The organism is Shewanella sp. W3-18-1 (assembly GCF_000015185.1).
GTDB lineage: Bacteria > Pseudomonadota > Gammaproteobacteria > Enterobacterales > Shewanellaceae > Shewanella > Shewanella putrefaciens.
Genome location: NC_008750.1, coordinates 185,500 through 198,880, shown reverse-complemented (window position 1 = coordinate 198,880; position 13,381 = coordinate 185,500). Strand labels below are relative to the sequence as shown.

Below are 13,381 nucleotides of genomic sequence, written 5' to 3'. Positions count from 1 at the left end.
TGCATTACCCCCGAATTTCGTCAACATTCAGGCCACGCTTAGCTGCGATTTGCGATGGTGACTTCATGTGCACCAATGCATCGACAGTCGCGCGAACGATGTTGATCGGGTTAGTAGAACCGTATGCTTTTGACAGAACGTTATGAACGCCTGCTACTTCCAATACGGCACGCATTGCGCCACCGGCAATAATACCGGTACCCTGTGATGCTGGTTGCATGTATACACGTGAACCAGTATGACGACCTTTAACTGGGTGATGCAGAGTACCTGCGTTCAACTCCACGGTCACCATGTTACGACGGGCTTTTTCCATAGCTTTTTGAATTGCTGCTGGAACTTCGCGCGCTTTACCATAGCCATAGCCGATCTTACCGTTACCATCACCCACTACTGTTAGTGCTGTGAAGCTAAAGATACGACCGCCCTTAACTACTTTAGAAACACGATTAACTGCAATCAATTTTTCTTGCAGATCGTCTTTTTGCTGAGCTTCTAATTTAGCCATTTTTATAACCCCTTAGAACTGGAGGCCAGCTTCACGAGCAGCATCTGCTAGAGCAGCTACACGACCGTGATACTTGAAACCAGAACGATCGAACGCAACAGAAGTTACGCCTTTTTCGATCGCGCGCTCAGCAACAAATTTACCTACTGCTTTCGCCGCGTCTACGTTACCGGTACTCTTCAGTTGCTCTTTAACCGCTTTTTCCACGGTTGAAGCAGCTGCCACCACCTGAGCTTCAGGATTGATCACCTGAGCATAAATGTGACGCGGTGTACGATGTACAACCAGACGGTTCACGCCCAGCTCTTGGATCTTCTTACGAGCGCGAATAGCGCGACGTAAGCGAGATGTTTTCTTATCCATATCGCGTTACCTACTTCTTCTTAGCCTCTTTACGGCGTACTTCTTCGTCGTCATAGCGAACACCTTTGCCTTTATACGGCTCTGGTGGACGGTATCCGCGAATCTCAGCAGCGACTTGACCAATTAACTGTTTATCAACGCCACGAAGGACGATATCAGTTTGGCTAGGGCACTCTGCAGTAACGCCTGCGGGCAGTTTGTGTACTAACGGATGAGAGAAACCTAGAGTCAGGTCAATATCAGCTCCGACGAGTTTCGCACGGTAACCAACACCAACTAACTTCAGTTTACGCTCAAAACCTTGAGATACACCAACAACCATGTTGTTTACTAATGCACGAGTAGTACCAGCCTGTGCCCAAGCGTTAACAACGCCTTCAACAGGAAGAAACTTAACTACGCCATCTTCAATAACAACATTGACCGCATTGTTGATCACTCGAGTCAGACTACCTTTCGCGCCTTTGACGGTCAGGGTCTGTTCGTTTAAGGTCACCTCTACGCCAGCTGGAATAGATACTGGTGCTTTTGCTACACGAGACATTCCTAGCTCCTTATGCTACGTAGCAGATAACCTCGCCACCCATGCCAGCAAGGCGGGCGGCACGATCAGTCATCAAGCCTTTAGAAGTGGACACAATTGCGACACCCAGTCCGCCCATCACCTTTGGAAGTTCGTTTTTACCTTTGTAAATACGAAGACCAGGACGACTTACGCGCTGGATAGTCTCAACGACTGGTTGGCCTTGGAAATACTTTAACGTAATTTCCAGTTCAGGCTTGGCTTCATCTGCTACGGCGTAATCAGCGATGTAGCCTTCTTCTTTAAGCAGTTTCGCAATAGCGACTTTCAACTTAGCAGAAGGCATCTTCACAGATACTTTGTTAGCAGCTTGGCCGTTACGAATACGGGTTAACATATCCGCAATAGGATCTTGCATGCTCATATTAGCTTACTCCGTGACAAGTGCTTACCAGCTAGCCTTACGTAGGCCAGGAACTTCACCACGCATGGTTGCTTCACGTAACTTAATACGGCTTAAGCCGAATTTACGTAGGAAACCATGTGGGCGACCAGTTTGATTACAGCGATTGCGTTTACGCGAGGCGCTGGAATCACGTGGTAAAGCTTGCAGCTTTAATACTGCATCCCAACGATCTTCATCAGAAGAAGCTGGGCTGACAATAATAGCTTTCAGAGCGGCACGCTTTTCAGCATACTTAGCTACGAGCTGTGCACGTTTAACTTCACGTGCTTTCATTGATGTTTTTGCCATTACGCTACCCTTATTTCTTGAATGGGAAGTTAAAAGCGTCTAACAAAGCACGACCTTCTTCATCAGTCTTCGCAGAGGTAGTGATAACAATATCCATACCGCGAATTTTATCGATTTTATCGTAATCGATCTCTGGGAAAATGATCTGCTCACGCACGCCCATTGCGTAGTTACCACGGCCGTCAAACGCTTTAGCGCTTAAGCCACGGAAGTCACGAATACGTGGGATTGCGATATCGACTAAACGCTCTAAGAATTCCCACATACGCTCACCGCGTAGGGTCACTTTACAGCCAATAGGGTAGCCTTCACGGATTTTAAAACCAGCAACTGATTTACGAGCAACAGTTACAACTGGCTTTTGACCAGCGATCGCAGTCATATCACGGAGCGCGTGCTCCATAACTTTTTTATCTGCAACAGCTTCGCCAACACCCATATTCAGGGTGATTTTCTCAATCCGAGGGACTTGCATGACACTGGTATAACCGAACTTTTTAGCAAGTTCAGCGACAACAGTCTCTTGGTATTTATCATGCAGTTTCGCCATCGTTTACTCCAATTACTTAACGAGTTCACTGTTCGATTTGAAGAAACGCACTTTTTTGCCGTCTTCAAAGCGGAAACCAACGCGATCAGCTTTGCCAGTGGCAGAGTTGAAAATCGCTACATTTGATGCTTGTATTGGCGCTTCTTTCTCAACAATACCGCCAGCTACACCCAATTGTGGGTTTGGCTTTTGGTGTTTTTTGACAAGATTGATGCCTTCAAGAATCAATTTACCAGTAGGAAGGACTTGAGAAACTTTTGCACGTTTACCCTTGTCTTTACCTGCTAATACAATCACTTCGTCTTCACGACGTATTTTAGCTGCCATTATGAAGCTCCTTACAGTACTTCTGGTGCCAGCGAGACAATTTTCATGAATTGTTCATTACGCAATTCACGTGTCACTGGTCCAAAGATACGAGTACCAATCGGCTGCAGGTTGTTGTTCAAAAGAACCGCTGCATTCCGATCGAAGCGAATGACAGAACCGTCTGGACGACGTACGCCTTTCTTAGTACGGACTACCACCGCGTTATACACATCACCTTTCTTCGCTTTAGCGCGAGGAATCGCTTCTTTTACAGAAACTTTGATAATGTCGCCGATACCGGCATAACGACGATGAGAGCCACCCAAGACCTTAATACACTGAACTCTGCGTGCGCCGCTGTTACATGCGACGTCAAGAGTCGATTGCATTTGGATCATTTTAAGTGCTCCGCTATCGTTACTACACAATTCCCACTATGGGACTATAAACGCCAATTTTTGCTATGAATTTAGTCAAAAATGGCGCGCAAATATACCACCATAAAAGTGGAATGTATAGTATTAAAAAACAAACGGCCCCACATTCTGGAGCCGTTTACCTAAATACCTAATTAACTTAGGCCTTTGATACTACTTCAACCAGGGTCCAAGATTTAGTCTTAGACAAAGGACGACATTCGCGAATCGCTACTAAATCGCCTTCATTGCACTGATTAGTTTCGTCATGTGCATGGATCTTAGTCGTACGCTTAATGTATTTCCCATAAATTGGGTGTTTCACTTGGCGTTCGATAGCAACAGTAATGGACTTGTCCATTTTGTTGCTAGTTACACGACCCTGCAAAGTACGGATTTTATCAGACATTATGCACCCGCCTTAGAAGTAATAATGGTCTTAACGCGCGCAATATTACGGCGCACTAATTTCAGTTGATGAGTCTGAGTCAACTGACCAGTGGCGTGTTGCATACGCAGGTTGAACTGCTCACGCAGCAGACCAAGTAGTTCAGCGTTCAGTTCTTCAACGCTTTTTTCTCTCAGTTCGCTCGCTTTCATTACATCACCGTCTTAGTTACGAAGGTAGTCTTAATTGGAAGCTTGGCAGCAGCTAAAGCAAACGCTTCACGAGCGATCACTTCAGAAACACCATTCATCTCATAAAGAACCTTACCAGGTTGAATCTGACATACCCAGTATTCAACGTTACCTTTACCTTTACCCATACGCACTTCAAGAGGCTTAGAGGTAATCGGCTTGTCCGGGAAAACTCGAATCCAAATTTGTCCCTGACGCTTAATGTGACGTGTCATGGCACGACGTGCAGATTCGATCTGACGTGCAGTTAAACGGCCACGGCCGACTGCTTTCAGACCAAATGTACCAAAGCTAACTTCGGTACCGTTCGCTAGACCGCGGTTGCGGCCTTTGAACATCTTGCGAAACTTCATACGTTTAGGTTGCAGCATTGCCGGCTCTCCTATTTACCACGAGGCTTGCGCTTAGGTTGCTGCTGCTTCGGCTCTTCAATCTGTGGCAGCATTCCATCTAGAACTTCACCTTTGAAGATCCAAACTTTAACGCCAATCACACCGTATTGAGTGTGACTTTCAGATGTTGAATAGTCGATATCAGCACGCAAAGTATGTAAAGGTACGCGACCTTCACGATACCACTCATCACGCGCAATCTCAGCTCCGCCTAAACGGCCACTAACTTGAACTTTGATACCTTGAGCACCAATACGCATTGCGTTTTGTACTGCGCGCTTCATAGCACGACGGAACATTACGCGACGCTCTAATTGCTGTGCAATTGAATCAGCAACTAACTTGGCATCTAGCTCAGGTTTACGGATCTCAGCGATGTTAATTTGAGCAGGAGTACCAGCCAGCTTTGACACTGCGGCACGCAATACTTCAACGTCTTCACCTTTCTTACCAATCACAACGCCTGGACGGGCAGTGTGAATCGTAACGCGGATGCTTTTCGCTGGACGTTCGATAACAATCTTAGATACTGACGCAGCTTGTAACTTCTCTACAAGAAACTTACGCACTTCCCAGTCGCTGTTCAGATTATTTGCATAATCTGACTTATCTGCGTACCAGGTAGAGATCCAAGGCTTGGTGATACCCAGACGGATACCATTAGGATGTACTTTCTGTCCCATTGCTCTCTCCTAGCGATCTGATACAACCACAGTAATGTGGCTGGTACGCTTCATGATACGATCAGCGCGGCCTTTAGCACGTGGCATGATACGCTTCATAGTTGGACCCTCGTCTACAAAGACGGCTCCTACTTTTAGCTCATCAATATCCGCACCTTCGTTGTGTTCGGCGTTTGCGATAGCTGAGTCAAGTACTTTTTTAACCAGTACGGCGGCTTTCTTCGGGCTGAAAGTCAATATTTCGAGGGCCTTAGCAACAGGCAAACCACGAATTTGATCGGCAACCAGACGGGCCTTCTGCGCAGACGTACGGGCAAAACGATGTTTAGCTAAAACTTCCATCTTATTCCTCCCGTATTAGCGCTTCTTCGCTTTCTTATCTGCAGCATGGCCGCGATAAGTGCGAGTTGGTGAAAATTCACCAAGTTTGTGGCCGATCATTTCGTCAGTTACGAACACAGGAACGTGCTGACGACCATTATGGACAGCGATGGTCAAACCAATCATATTTGGAATGATCATAGAGCGACGTGACCAAGTCTTAATAGGCTTTTTGTCACCGGCTTCCATCGCTTTCTCTACCTTCTTCAGCAAGTGCAGGTCAATGAAGGGACCTTTCTTGAGAGAACGTGGCATGGCGAATCCTCTTACTATTTATTACGACGACGTACGATGTACTTGTCAGTGCGCTTGTTACTACGAGTTTTATAACCCTTAGTTGGCACACCCCATGGAGTCACTGGGTGACGACCACCAGAAGTACGGCCTTCACCACCACCGTGTGGATGGTCTACTGGGTTCATTGCAACACCACGCACTGTAGGACGTATGCCTCTCCAGCGCTTAGCACCTGCTTTACCTAACTGGCGTAGCATGTGTTCAGCATTACCAACTTCACCAAATGTCGCGCGGCAATCAACTGGCACTTTACGCATTTCGCCAGAGCGAAGACGTAGAGTGGCATATGCACCATCACGAGCAACAACTTGTACATAAGCACCTGCAGAACGAGCGATCTGAGCACCTTTACCAGGCTTCATTTCTACTGCGTGTACTACAGAACCTACTGGGATGTTGCGCAGTGGCATTGCGTTACCGGTTTTAATTTCGGCTTCAACACCAGACTGGATCTTATCGCCAGCTTGCATACCTTTAGCAGCAAGGATGTAACGACGCTCACCATCCGCATACAATACTAACGCGATGTTAGCTGTGCGGTTTGGATCGTATTCCAGACGCTCAATCTTTGCAGGGATACCGTCTTTATCGCGTTTGAAGTCGATTAGACGATAATGCTGCTTATGACCACCACCTACGTGACGGACAGTGATACGGCCAGTATTGTTACGGCCACCACTTTTAGATTTTTTCGCCAACAGGCCAGCAAAGGGTTTACCCTTATGCAGGTCAGTGTTCACCACTTTAACTACGTGGCGACGACCTGGAGAGGTTGGCTTACACTTAATAACTGCCATGATAATTCTCCTTTGCTTACTCAGCGCCGCCGACGAAATCGATGTCAGCACCAGCAGCAAGAGTTACATAGGCTTTTTTCCAATCGCTACGACGACCAGTACGGCCACCAGTGCGTTTAGTTTTGCCTTTGCTCACTAAAGTGCGAACAGAATCAACTTCAACTTCAAATAGCTTGGCAACAGCAGCTTTAATTTCAGCTTTAGTTGCGTCGATAGCTACGCGGAAAACAACAGTGTTGTGCTTCTCAGCGTTCACAGTGCTCTTTTCAGAGATATGTGGAGCGAGAATAACTTTTAGCAAACGTTCTTCGCGGATCATCATGCTAGCATCTCCTCGATTTGCTTCACTGCGTCAGCAGTCACAAGCACAGTGTTGAACGCGATCAGACTTACAGGGTCTAGACCCGCTACGTCACGAACGTCAACCTTGTACAGGTTACGAGCTGCTAAGAATAAATTCTCATCAACTTCTGCAGTCACAATTAGAACGTCTTCTAAGTTCATTGCTTTTAATTTCGCTTTCAGCTCTTTAGTTTTAGGAGCTTCAACACCGAAAGATTCAACAACAACTAAACGCTCTTGACGTACCAATTCAGACAGAATGCTTTTCAGCGCGCCGCGGTACATCTTTTTGTTAACTTTTTGGCTATGATCTTGGGTTTTAGCAGCGAATGTTACGCCACCGCCACGCCAGATTGGGCCTTTAACAGAACCAGCACGAGCACGGCCAGTTCCTTTTTGGCGCCAAGGCTTTTTGCCTGAGCCAGTTACTTCCGCACGAGTCTTTTGAGCACGAGTGCCCTGACGCGCGTTTGCAGCGTATGCTACAACTACCTGATGAACCAGTGCCTCGTTAAAGTCACGGCCGAAGGTAGTTTCGGAAACTTCAAGAGCGCTTTGCGCGTCTTTCAATACCAATTCCATTACTATCTCCTCAGACCTTAAGCTTTAACGGCAGGCTTGATAATCAAGTCGCCATTGGTAGCGCCAGGAACAGCGCCACGGACTAGTAGCAGGTTACGCTCAACATCTACACGAACTACAACTAGATTTTGAGTAGTAACACGCTCGGCACCCATATGGCCTGACATTTTCTTGCCTTTGAATACGCGACCAGGCGTTTGGTTCTGACCAATAGAACCATTCGAGCGGTGCGACAAAGAGTTACCGTGAGTCATATCTTGAGTACGGAAGTTCCAACGCTTAACGCCGCCTTGGAAACCTTTACCTTTTGATTGACCAGTAACATCAACTTTCGCTACATCAGCGAAAATATCAACATTTAGCTCAGCACCAACTTCAATGCCCTCGCCTTCACCGTCTTCCAGACGCACTTCCCACAATCCACGACCGGCTTCAACACCGCTCTTGGCAAAGTGACCTGCTTCTGGTTTAGTAATGCGATTGGCTTTTTTGGTACCAGTAGTAACTTGAAGCGCGCGGTAGCCGTCAGTTTCTAAAGTTTTCACTTGAGTAACACGGTTGCCAGCAACTTCAATTACTGTAACAGGTATTGAAACACCATCTTCAGTAAAGATGCGAGTCATACCAACTTTACGACCAATAAGACCGATAGCCATCTCTCAAACCTCTTCTAAGGATCTCAATTAACCCAAGCTAATCTGTACGTCGACACCAGCCGCAAGATCTAAACGCATTAGAGCGTCTACAGTCTTTTCAGTTGGCTCTACGATGTCAACCAGGCGCTTGTGTGTACGTAATTCATACTGGTCACGAGCATCTTTATTAACGTGCGGAGAGATCAAAATGGTATAACGCTCTTTACGCGTAGGTAGTGGAATTGGACCACGTACTTGAGCGCCTGTACGCTTAGCAGTTTCAACGATTTCCGCTGTAGATTGATCAATTAAGCGATGATCAAATCCCTTTAAGCGGATACGGATTCTTTGGTTCTGCATTGACCAGAGCTCCTAAAATGGACATATAAAAAATCACCCTCTAGCTTCTTCTAAATAGAAAAGCAGAGCGAGATGATTTAACCGTTCGACTCCCAATCGGAGCCGCTATGATAATGATTAACTTAATTGACTAATCATTTAATTCGTAGACCTAGGTCAACGAGGGGGCAATTATACTCATCTAAATCGAGATATCAAGCCCACTGTGTAAATAGTCATCAAAAAACTATTTAACGTCAGAGTGGCGAGCATTTTACACAAATTTATGGAGAAAACTAGCCCTTAAACAAAAAAGGAAGCCGAAGCTTCCTTTTCACACTAATCTCTATCGCTATTAAGCAATGATTTTAGCTACTACACCTGCACCCACTGTACGACCGCCTTCACGGATTGCGAAGCGTAAACCCTCGTCCATCGCGATTGGGCAAATCAGTGTCACTACCATCTTGATGTTGTCGCCTGGCATTACCATCTCTACGCCTTCTGGCAGTTCGATAGTACCGGTTACGTCAGTTGTACGGAAGTAGAACTGTGGACGGTAGCCTTTGAAGAATGGCGTGTGACGGCCACCTTCTTCTTTTGACAGTACGTAAACTTCTGATTCAAAAGTGGTGTGTGGGTTGATTGAACCTGGCTTCGCTAATACTTGACCACGTTCTACGTCATCACGCTTAGTACCACGTAACAAAATACCACAGTTCTCACCTGCACGACCTTCGTCAAGCAGTTTACGGAACATTTCTACACCAGTACACGTTGTCTTAGTTGTCGCACGTACACCAACGATTTCAACTTCGTCGCCTACGCGTACAATACCACGCTCAACACGACCTGTTACTACTGTACCACGGCCTGAAATTGAGAATACGTCTTCGATTGGCAGTAGGAACGGCTTATCGATGTCACGTTGTGGTTCTGGAATGTAAGAATCCAGCGCCGCTGCTAATTCAAGGATTTTTGCTTCCCACTCTGGCTCGCCTTCTAGCGCTTTCAGAGCTGAACCTTGGATTACCGGTAAGTCATCACCTGGGAAATCGTATTCTGATAACAGTTCACGCACTTCCATCTCAACTAGCTCTAACAGCTCTTCGTCATCTACCATGTCACATTTGTTCATGAATACGATGATGAATGGTACGCCAACCTGACGAGAAAGCAGGATGTGCTCACGAGTCTGTGGCATTGGACCGTCTGTTGAAGCGACTACCAGAATCGCGCCGTCCATCTGTGCAGCACCAGTGATCATGTTTTTAACATAGTCAGCGTGGCCTGGGCAGTCTACGTGGGCGTAGTGGCGTGATGGCGTGTCATATTCGATGTGAGAGGTATTGATGGTAATACCGCGCTCACGCTCTTCTGGAGCGTTATCGATTTGAGAGAAGTCTTTAGCTTCGCCACCGTAGGTCTTAGCCAGTACGTGAGAGATAGCTGCAGTCAGAGTGGTTTTACCATGGTCAACGTGACCAATGGTGCCCACGTTTACGTGAGGCTTAATACGTTCAAATTTAGCTTTTGCCACGATATATTCCTTTCTTTTCAGAATAGTCCAGTCAAAGCTGGACCATAATAACATTTATGTCGTAACTGGAAATTAGCTACGAGATTCAATAATCGCTTTCGCAATGTTTTGCGGTGCATCAGAGTACTTCAAGAACTCCATGGAGTACGAAGCACGCCCCTGAGTTGCAGAGCGCAAATCAGTTGCATAACCAAACATTTCAGAAAGAGGCACCACAGCATGGACTATTTTGATGCCACCAAAGCCATCATCCATACCTTCAATCAAACCACGACGACGATTTAAATCACCAACTACGTCGCCCATGTAGTTCTCAGGAGTAGTTACTTCTACTTTCATGCAAGGTTCGAGCAGCACAGGATTCGCTTCAAGCGCACCCTTTTTGAAGCCCATAGAACCCGCAATTTTGAACGCCATTTCATTCGAGTCCACATCATGATATGAACCGTCGAACAGAGTGACCTTCACGTCCAACACAGGGAAGCCAGCGAGAACGCCATTCTTCATCTGTTCTTGGATACCTTTATCAACCGCAGGTATAAATTCACGAGGAACTACACCTCCCACAATAGCATTGATAAATTCGTAACCAGCACCTTCTTCATTAGGCTCTAGTTTTAACCAAACGTGACCGAATTGTCCACGACCACCTGATTGGCGTACAAATTTACCTTCAGCTTCAACTGATCCTCGGATAGTTTCACGGTAGGCCACTTGTGGCTTACCGACGTTACATTCGACACCAAACTCGCGACGCATACGGTCTACAATGATGTCTAAGTGTAACTCACCCATACCGGAAATAAGTGTTTGTGATGATTCTTCGTCTGTTTCAACCCTGAATGATGGATCTTCAGCTGCAAGTTTTTGCAGCGCAATCCCCATTTTATCTTGGTCTGCTTTAGACTTGGGCTCAACGGCAATGGTAATTACTGGCTCAGGGAACTCCATACGTTCCAAGATCACTCTATGATCGTTATCACAAAGCGTATCACCCGTAGTGACTTCTTTTAACCCTATCGCCGCGGCAATATCACCGGCACGAACCTCTTTCAGCTCTGTTCGATCATTGGCATGCATTTGCACGATACGACCTATACGTTCCCGCTTCTGTTTAACAGAATTGTAAACGCCTGAGCCTGACTCAAGTACGCCGGAGTACACACGGATAAAAGTTAACGTCCCTACGAATGGATCTGTAGCAATTTTAAATGCCAATGCAGCAAAAGGCGCATTGTCATCTGATGGGCGCTCAACTTCTTGCTCATTCTCATCAATGCCCTTAATTGGAGGCACATCAATAGGCGCTGGCAAAAATTCCACGACCGCATCAAGTACCGCTTGAACGCCTTTGTTCTTAAATGCAGAACCACAAGTCGCTAAAACGATTTCATTATTTATAGTACGCTGACGCAGTGCTTTCTTAATCTCTTCTTCTGATAGCGTGCCTTCTTCAAGGTACTTATCCATCAGTTCATCAGAGGATTCAGCCGCTACTTCAACCAGATACTCATGCATTTCAGCCGCTTTAGCCGCTAATTCTGCAGGGATCTCCTCATGAGTAAAAGTCATACCCTGGTCTTCTTCATTCCAGTTAATGGCTTTCATCTTAATTAAGTCGATCACGCCTCTAAAGTTTTCTTCTGAGCCAATATTCAATTGAATAGGCACACAAGTCGCTCCAAGGCGAGTTCTGATTTGCTTCACTACACGTTCAAAGTCCGCACCTGCGCGATCCATTTTATTGACGAATACTAAGCGTGGAACACGGTATTTGTCAGCTTGACGCCACACGGTTTCAGATTGGGGTTCAACACCTGAAGAACCACAAAAAACCACAACAGCGCCGTCAAGAACGCGCAAAGAACGCTCAACTTCAATAGTGAAGTCAACGTGACCTGGGGTATCGATGATATTGATGCGGTGTTCAGTGAATTGAGCATCCATACCACGCCAGAATGTGGTTACCGCAGCAGAGGTGATAGTGATACCACGCTCTTGCTCTTGAACCATCCAGTCTGTGGTCGCGGCGCCGTCATGCACCTCACCGATTTTATGAGACAAACCGGTATAGAACAGAACACGTTCTGTTGTGGTGGTTTTACCTGCGTCCACATGAGCACAAATACCGATATTACGATAACGCTCAATTGGGGTTATACGAGCCACGATTATACCCTCTCCACCAAGACAATTGCCTTGGCAATATCAACAACAATGGTGTGGGCCTGAGCCCACACCATCAAATTACCAGCGGTAATGAGCAAAGGCTTTGTTAGCTTCAGCCATGCGATGCACGTCTTCACGCTTCTTAACAGCAGTACCTTTGTTTTCAGACGCATCTAGCATTTCACCTGCTAGACGTAAAGCCATAGATTTTTCACCACGCTTACGAGCAGCTTCAACTAACCAGCGCATCGCCAGTGCGTTACGACGCACTGGACGAACTTCACATGGTACCTGGTACGTAGAACCACCAACGCGACGAGATTTAACTTCGACTGATGGGCGAACATTGTCCAGGGCTGCTTCAAGGATCACTAAATGGTTTTCGCTTTTCTTTTCAGCGACAACATCTAATGCCTTGTAGATAATTTTTTCTGCAGTCGACTTTTTGCCGTCCTGCATAATGACGTTGATGAACTTAGCCAACAACTCACTGTGAAACTTTGGATCTGGTAGGATTTTACGTTGTCCTACAACGCGACGTCTTGGCATAACAATTCTCCGTATGCTTCAGGGATTTCCAAAACTGGAATTCTCAAAATAAACTAGCTTGGCCTTACTTAACGGATACGTTAAGACTTAGGACGTTTTGCACCGTACTTAGAACGACCTTGGCGACGTGAGCTCACGCCAGCACAGTCTAGTGCGCCACGAACAGTGTGATAGCGAACACCTGGTAAGTCTTTAACACGACCACCACGGATTAAGATCACGCTGTGTTCCTGCAGGTTGTGGCCTTCACCGCCGATGTACGAAGTTACTTCGAAACCGTTAGTTAGACGCACACGAGCTACTTTACGTAGTGCAGAGTTAGGTTTTTTAGGGGTAGTAGTGTACACACGTGTACAAACACCACGCTTTTGTGGGCACGCATTCAACGCAGGCACGTTAGTCTTGTCGACTTTTGGCGCGCGTGGCTTACGTACCAACTGGTTTACAGTTGCCATGTATAGCTCCGAGTCAGTTGAATCAAACTCAACGATAAGGTGTGAAAAATCTATATCCCACAATAGTGGGACGCGGAATTTTAGAAAGGTAATGCCTGACTGTCAAGAAATAGCCAACTTTTGCGGCATTTTACAATAAAAAAGGCGCCATTGGCGCC

The 13,381-nt window shown here is 46.3% G+C and carries 23 protein-coding genes; all 23 read right to left on the bottom strand.

Annotation, left to right across the window (positions count from 1 at the left end; translation table 11 throughout):
- Positions 1-4 precede the first annotated feature (4 nt).
- The gene (rpsE, locus tag SPUTW3181_RS00915; RefSeq protein WP_011787579.1) at positions 5-508 is read right to left on the bottom strand and encodes a 30S ribosomal protein S5; all 504 of its coding nucleotides are present in this window, start codon (positions 506-508) and stop codon (positions 5-7) included.
- A gap of 12 nt (positions 509-520) precedes the next feature.
- The gene (gene rplR / locus SPUTW3181_RS00910) at positions 521-871 is read right to left on the bottom strand and encodes a 50S ribosomal protein L18 (protein WP_007644436.1); all 351 of its coding nucleotides are present in this window, start codon (positions 869-871) and stop codon (positions 521-523) included.
- 10 nt (positions 872-881) lie between these two features.
- Positions 882-1,415, bottom strand: coding sequence for a 50S ribosomal protein L6 (gene rplF, locus SPUTW3181_RS00905; protein WP_011787578.1), 534 nt, complete (start codon positions 1,413-1,415; stop codon positions 882-884).
- 10 nt (positions 1,416-1,425) lie between these two features.
- Positions 1,426-1,818, bottom strand: a complete 393-nt coding sequence (rpsH, locus tag SPUTW3181_RS00900) for a 30S ribosomal protein S8 (RefSeq protein WP_007644434.1) — start codon at positions 1,816-1,818, stop codon at positions 1,426-1,428.
- A 24-nt stretch (positions 1,819-1,842) separates the two neighbouring features.
- On the bottom strand, positions 1,843-2,148 hold the full coding sequence (rpsN, locus tag SPUTW3181_RS00895) for a 30S ribosomal protein S14 (protein ID WP_011787577.1): 306 nt from the start codon (positions 2,146-2,148) through the stop codon (positions 1,843-1,845).
- A 10-nt stretch (positions 2,149-2,158) separates the two neighbouring features.
- A complete protein-coding gene (gene rplE / locus SPUTW3181_RS00890; protein ID WP_011787576.1) occupies positions 2,159-2,698 on the bottom strand; it encodes a 50S ribosomal protein L5 in 540 nt (179 codons plus the stop codon).
- 12 nt (positions 2,699-2,710) lie between these two features.
- Positions 2,711-3,025 (bottom strand): 50S ribosomal protein L24, encoded by a 315-nt coding sequence (rplX, locus tag SPUTW3181_RS00885; RefSeq protein WP_011787575.1) that lies wholly within the window; start codon positions 3,023-3,025, stop codon positions 2,711-2,713.
- 11 nt (positions 3,026-3,036) lie between these two features.
- Positions 3,037-3,405, bottom strand: a complete 369-nt coding sequence (gene rplN, locus SPUTW3181_RS00880) for a 50S ribosomal protein L14 (RefSeq protein WP_006083590.1) — start codon at positions 3,403-3,405, stop codon at positions 3,037-3,039.
- A gap of 178 nt (positions 3,406-3,583) precedes the next feature.
- A complete protein-coding gene (rpsQ, locus tag SPUTW3181_RS00875; RefSeq protein ID WP_006083591.1) occupies positions 3,584-3,832 on the bottom strand; it encodes a 30S ribosomal protein S17 in 249 nt (82 codons plus the stop codon).
- Positions 3,832-4,023 carry a 50S ribosomal protein L29 gene (gene rpmC, locus SPUTW3181_RS00870; protein WP_007644429.1) on the bottom strand — a complete coding sequence of 64 codons (192 nt, stop codon included), beginning with the start codon at positions 4,021-4,023 and terminating at the stop codon, positions 3,832-3,834. The genes rpsQ and rpmC overlap by 1 nt, the downstream gene beginning before the upstream one ends.
- Positions 4,023-4,433 carry a 50S ribosomal protein L16 gene (gene rplP, locus SPUTW3181_RS00865; protein ID WP_006083593.1) on the bottom strand — a complete coding sequence of 137 codons (411 nt, stop codon included), beginning with the start codon at positions 4,431-4,433 and terminating at the stop codon, positions 4,023-4,025. The genes rpmC and rplP overlap by 1 nt, the downstream gene beginning before the upstream one ends.
- An 11-nt stretch (positions 4,434-4,444) precedes the next feature.
- Complete coding sequence (gene rpsC, locus SPUTW3181_RS00860) at positions 4,445-5,137, bottom strand: 30S ribosomal protein S3 (RefSeq protein WP_011787574.1); 693 nt, start codon at positions 5,135-5,137, stop codon at positions 4,445-4,447.
- Between the two features lie 9 nt (positions 5,138-5,146).
- The gene (rplV, locus tag SPUTW3181_RS00855) at positions 5,147-5,479 is read right to left on the bottom strand and encodes a 50S ribosomal protein L22 (protein ID WP_006083595.1); all 333 of its coding nucleotides are present in this window, start codon (positions 5,477-5,479) and stop codon (positions 5,147-5,149) included.
- Positions 5,480-5,494: 15 nt separating this feature from the next.
- Positions 5,495-5,773, bottom strand: coding sequence for a 30S ribosomal protein S19 (gene rpsS / locus SPUTW3181_RS00850; RefSeq protein WP_006083596.1), 279 nt, complete (start codon positions 5,771-5,773; stop codon positions 5,495-5,497).
- A 14-nt stretch (positions 5,774-5,787) separates the two neighbouring features.
- Entirely contained in the window at positions 5,788-6,612 is an 825-nt protein-coding gene (gene rplB, locus SPUTW3181_RS00845; RefSeq protein WP_011787573.1) for a 50S ribosomal protein L2, read from the bottom strand.
- Positions 6,613-6,628: 16 nt separating this feature from the next.
- Positions 6,629-6,931 carry a 50S ribosomal protein L23 gene (gene rplW / locus SPUTW3181_RS00840; protein ID WP_025008843.1) on the bottom strand — a complete coding sequence of 101 codons (303 nt, stop codon included), beginning with the start codon at positions 6,929-6,931 and terminating at the stop codon, positions 6,629-6,631.
- Positions 6,931-7,536: a 50S ribosomal protein L4 gene (gene rplD / locus SPUTW3181_RS00835; RefSeq protein ID WP_006083599.1), complete on the bottom strand. Its 606-nt coding sequence runs from the start codon at positions 7,534-7,536 to the stop codon at positions 6,931-6,933. The genes rplW and rplD overlap by 1 nt, the downstream gene beginning before the upstream one ends.
- A gap of 17 nt (positions 7,537-7,553) precedes the next feature.
- Positions 7,554-8,192: a 50S ribosomal protein L3 gene (gene rplC / locus SPUTW3181_RS00830; RefSeq protein ID WP_011787572.1), complete on the bottom strand. Its 639-nt coding sequence runs from the start codon at positions 8,190-8,192 to the stop codon at positions 7,554-7,556.
- Between the two features lie 27 nt (positions 8,193-8,219).
- Positions 8,220-8,531 carry a 30S ribosomal protein S10 gene (gene rpsJ / locus SPUTW3181_RS00825; protein WP_006083601.1) on the bottom strand — a complete coding sequence of 104 codons (312 nt, stop codon included), beginning with the start codon at positions 8,529-8,531 and terminating at the stop codon, positions 8,220-8,222.
- A gap of 334 nt (positions 8,532-8,865) precedes the next feature.
- Positions 8,866-10,050: an elongation factor Tu gene (gene tuf, locus SPUTW3181_RS00820; protein ID WP_011787562.1), complete on the bottom strand. Its 1,185-nt coding sequence runs from the start codon at positions 10,048-10,050 to the stop codon at positions 8,866-8,868.
- A gap of 72 nt (positions 10,051-10,122) precedes the next feature.
- Complete coding sequence (gene fusA, locus SPUTW3181_RS00815; RefSeq protein ID WP_011787571.1) at positions 10,123-12,219, bottom strand: elongation factor G; 2,097 nt, start codon at positions 12,217-12,219, stop codon at positions 10,123-10,125.
- Positions 12,220-12,297: 78 nt separating this feature from the next.
- The gene (gene rpsG, locus SPUTW3181_RS00810) at positions 12,298-12,768 is read right to left on the bottom strand and encodes a 30S ribosomal protein S7 (protein ID WP_011787570.1); all 471 of its coding nucleotides are present in this window, start codon (positions 12,766-12,768) and stop codon (positions 12,298-12,300) included.
- Between the two features lie 80 nt (positions 12,769-12,848).
- The gene (rpsL, locus tag SPUTW3181_RS00805) at positions 12,849-13,223 is read right to left on the bottom strand and encodes a 30S ribosomal protein S12 (protein WP_011787569.1); all 375 of its coding nucleotides are present in this window, start codon (positions 13,221-13,223) and stop codon (positions 12,849-12,851) included.
- Positions 13,224-13,381 lie beyond the last annotated feature (158 nt).

Coding starts and splice junctions, on each gene's coding strand:
- rpsE (WP_011787579.1), bottom strand. CDS start 508: ATGGCTAAATTAGAAGCTCAGCAAAAAGACGATCTGCAAGAAAAATTG.
- rplR (WP_007644436.1), bottom strand. CDS start 871: ATGGATAAGAAAACATCTCGCTTACGTCGCGCTATTCGCGCTCGTAAG.
- rplF (WP_011787578.1), bottom strand. CDS start 1,415: ATGTCTCGTGTAGCAAAAGCACCAGTATCTATTCCAGCTGGCGTAGAG.
- rpsH (WP_007644434.1), bottom strand. CDS start 1,818: ATGAGCATGCAAGATCCTATTGCGGATATGTTAACCCGTATTCGTAAC.
- rpsN (WP_011787577.1), bottom strand. CDS start 2,148: ATGGCAAAAACATCAATGAAAGCACGTGAAGTTAAACGTGCACAGCTC.
- rplE (WP_011787576.1), bottom strand. CDS start 2,698: ATGGCGAAACTGCATGATAAATACCAAGAGACTGTTGTCGCTGAACTT.
- rplX (WP_011787575.1), bottom strand. CDS start 3,025: ATGGCAGCTAAAATACGTCGTGAAGACGAAGTGATTGTATTAGCAGGT.
- rplN (WP_006083590.1), bottom strand. CDS start 3,405: ATGATCCAAATGCAATCGACTCTTGACGTCGCATGTAACAGCGGCGCA.
- rpsQ (WP_006083591.1), bottom strand. CDS start 3,832: ATGTCTGATAAAATCCGTACTTTGCAGGGTCGTGTAACTAGCAACAAA.
- rpmC (WP_007644429.1), bottom strand. CDS start 4,023: ATGAAAGCGAGCGAACTGAGAGAAAAAAGCGTTGAAGAACTGAACGCT.
- rplP (WP_006083593.1), bottom strand. CDS start 4,433: ATGCTGCAACCTAAACGTATGAAGTTTCGCAAGATGTTCAAAGGCCGC.
- rpsC (WP_011787574.1), bottom strand. CDS start 5,137: ATGGGACAGAAAGTACATCCTAATGGTATCCGTCTGGGTATCACCAAG.
- rplV (WP_006083595.1), bottom strand. CDS start 5,479: ATGGAAGTTTTAGCTAAACATCGTTTTGCCCGTACGTCTGCGCAGAAG.
- rpsS (WP_006083596.1), bottom strand. CDS start 5,773: ATGCCACGTTCTCTCAAGAAAGGTCCCTTCATTGACCTGCACTTGCTG.
- rplB (WP_011787573.1), bottom strand. CDS start 6,612: ATGGCAGTTATTAAGTGTAAGCCAACCTCTCCAGGTCGTCGCCACGTA.
- rplW (WP_025008843.1), bottom strand. CDS start 6,931: ATGATCCGCGAAGAACGTTTGCTAAAAGTTATTCTCGCTCCACATATC.
- rplD (WP_006083599.1), bottom strand. CDS start 7,536: ATGGAATTGGTATTGAAAGACGCGCAAAGCGCTCTTGAAGTTTCCGAA.
- rplC (WP_011787572.1), bottom strand. CDS start 8,192: ATGGCTATCGGTCTTATTGGTCGTAAAGTTGGTATGACTCGCATCTTT.
- rpsJ (WP_006083601.1), bottom strand. CDS start 8,531: ATGCAGAACCAAAGAATCCGTATCCGCTTAAAGGGATTTGATCATCGC.
- rpsG (WP_011787570.1), bottom strand. CDS start 12,768: ATGCCAAGACGTCGCGTTGTAGGACAACGTAAAATCCTACCAGATCCA.
- rpsL (WP_011787569.1), bottom strand. CDS start 13,223: ATGGCAACTGTAAACCAGTTGGTACGTAAGCCACGCGCGCCAAAAGTC.